Consider the following 3202-nt stretch of genomic DNA (forward strand, 5'->3'; position numbering starts at 1 on the left):
ATAATTACTCAAATTAAAATTGGCAAATTGTTTTGTTTATTTATAAGCAAAATAATGTTACGGAGTTTAGTGGCGATAAATACGAGGAAACGAGTATTTTATGAACGGAGCGTATCGTGATACGTGAGTACAGAAAATATGAAGTTAACGAAGTAGTTAGCGGCAATAAACAAGTAAGAGGTCAAGCTACAAAGGGCGCATGGTGAATGCCTTGGCATCAGGAGCCGATGAAGGACGCGATAAGCTGCGATAAGCTTCGGGTAGACGCACATAGTCAGAGATCCGAAGATTTCCGAATGAGGAAACTCACATGGGAAACCCCATGTATCGTAAAGTGAATACATAGCTTTATGAAGGTAAACCCAGGGAACTGAAACATCTAAGTACCTGGAGGAAGAGAAAGAAAAATCGATTTTCTTAGTAGCGGCGAGCGAAAGGGAAAGAGCCCAAACCAAAGATTTATCTTTGGGGTTGCGGACAGAACATTAACGAGAAATTATGGTTAACCGAACACAACTGGAAAGTTGGACCGTAGGGGGTAATAGTCCTGTAGGTGAAAATTATAATGATCAAGTTCTGATCCAGAGTACCACGAGACACGTGAAACCTTGTGGGAAGCAGGGAGGACCACCTCCCAAGGCTAAATACTACCTGATGACCGATAGTGAAGCAGTACCGTGAGGGAAAGGTGAAAAGAACCCCGGGAGGGGAGTGAAATAGAACCTGAAACCATGTGCCTACAACCGATCAAAGCACCTTATGTGTGTGATGATGTGCTTTTTGTAGAACGAGCCAACGAGTTACGGTATGTAGCAAGGTTAAGTACTTAAGGTACGGAGCCGAAGGGAAACCGAGTCTTAATAGGGCGACTAGTTGCATGCTGTAGACCCGAAACCGGGTGACCTATCCATGGCCAGGTTGAAGCGAGGGTAAAACCTCGTGGAGGACCGAACCACGTTGCTGTTGAAAAAGCATGGGATGAGCTGTGGATAGCGGAGAAATTCCAATCGAACTCGGATATAGCTGGTTCTCCTCGAAATAGCTTTAGGGCTAGCGTCGGAAAATGTGAGTACTGGGGGTAGAGCACTGAATGGGCTAGGGGGCATAGCGCTTACCGAACCTTATCAAACTCCGAATACCAGATACTATCAGTCCGGCAGTCAGACTGCGAAAGATAAGTTCCGTAGTCAAAAGGGAAACAGCCCAGATCGTCAGCTAAGGTCCCAAAGTGTAAGTTAAGTGGAAAAGGATGTGGGATTTCTAAGACAACTAGGATGTTGGCTTAGAAGCAGCCACTCATTAAAAGAGTGCGTAATAGCTCACTAGTCAAGAGATCCTGCGCCGAAAATGTCCGGGGCTCAAACTTACCACCGAAGCTACGGGTTCACACTTTTTGTGTGAGCGGTAGAGGAGCGTCGTAATCGGGCTGAAGTCGTACCGTAAGGAGCGGTGGACTGATTACGAGTGAGAATGTTGGCATTAGTAGCGAGATGTGGGTGAGAATCCCACAGGCCGAATACCTAAGGTTTCCTCAGGAAGGTTCGTCCGCTGAGGGTTAGTCGGGACCTAAGCTGAGGCCGAAAGGCGTAAGCGATGGACAATCGGTTGATATTCCGATACCACTATTATCGTTATTATCGATGGTGTGACGGAGAAGGATAGGATGTGCTAGCTATTGGATGCTAGTCTAAGCGTTTAGGGAGTTAGGATAGGCAAATCCGTTCTAACAATTCTGAGGCGTGATGGGGAAGGTTCTAAGGAACCGAAGTATCTGATTCCATGCTTCCAAGAAAAGCATCTAGAAAGAGAAATAGTGCCCGTACCGCAAACCGACACAGGTAGGTGAGGAGAGAATCCTAAGGCCGGCGGAAGAATTGCAGTTAAGGAACTAGGCAAATTGACCCCGTAACTTCGGGAGAAGGGGTGCCTGCGAGAGCAGGCCGCAGAGAATAGGCACAAGCAACTGTTTAACAAAAACACAGGTCTCTGCTAAAGCGAAAGCTGATGTATAGGGGCTGACGCCTGCCCGGTGCTGGAAGGTTAAGGGGAACACTTAGCGTAAGCGAAGGTGTGAACTTAAGCCCCAGTAAACGGCGGCCGTAACTATAACGGTCCTAAGGTAGCGAAATTCCTTGTCAGGTAAGTTCTGACCCGCACGAATGGCGTAATGACTTGTGCACTGTCTCAACTGCAAATCCGGCGAAGTTGTAGTGCGAGTGAAGATGCTCGCTACCCGCGATTGGACGGAAAGACCCCGTAGAGCTTTACTGTAGCTTAGCATTGAATTTCGGTATTGTCTGTACAGGATAGGTGGGAGACTGGGAAATCAGAGCGTCAGCTTTGATGGAGTCATCCTTGGGATACCACCCTGATAGTACTGGAATTCTAACTGGATGCCATGAATCTGGTGACAGGACATTGTTAGGTGGGCAGTTTGACTGGGGCGGTCGCCTCCTAAAAAGTAACGGAGGCGCCCAAAGGTTCCCTCAGAACGGTCGGAAATCGTTCGTAGAGTGCAAAGGCATAAGGGAGCCTGACTGCGAGACCTACAAGTCGAGCAGGGACGAAAGTCGGGCTTAGTGATCCGGTGGTACCTCGTGGGAGGGCCATCGCTCAACGGATAAAAGCTACCTCGGGGATAACAGGCTGATCTCCCCCAAGAGTTCACATCGACGGGGAGGTTTGGCACCTCGATGTCGGCTCGTCGCATCCTGGGGCTGAAGTAGGTCCCAAGGGTTGGGCTGTTCGCCCATTAAAGCGGCACGCGAGCTGGGTTCAGAACGTCGTGAGACAGTTCGGTCCCTATCCGTCGCGGGCGCAGGAAATTTGAGAAGAGCTGTCCTTAGTACGAGAGGACCGGGATGGACCGACCTATGGTGTACCAGTTGTTTCGCCAGAAGCATAGCTGGGTAGCTAAGTCGGGACGGGATAAACGCTGAAAGCATCTAAGCGTGAAGCCTCCTTCAAGATGAGATTTCCCATAGCGTAAGCTAGTAAGACCCCTTGAAGACTACAAGGTTGATAGGTCAGAGGTGTAAGTGTGGCAACATATTTAGCTGACTGATACTAATAGGTCGAGGGCTCGACCAATAAATAATTGTTATTTACTATTTATGTGCAATTTACAAAGAACATTCTTTCAAAGGATCTGGTGATGAAGTCATGGAAGTAACACTCCTATCCAATCAGTACAGGGAAGTTA

At 48.2% G+C, this 3202-nt stretch carries 1 rRNA gene; it reads left to right on the forward strand.

The annotated features are described in order from the left end of the window. Positions 1-179 precede the first annotated feature (179 nt). Positions 180-3090, forward strand: a 23S ribosomal RNA gene (locus NG904_RS09455). Positions 3091-3202: the final 112 nt, after the last annotated feature.

The sequence above is a fragment of the Clostridium sp. ZBS15 genome (assembly GCF_023845705.1).
Lineage (GTDB): Bacteria > Bacillota > Clostridia > Clostridiales > Clostridiaceae > Clostridium > Clostridium aquiflavi.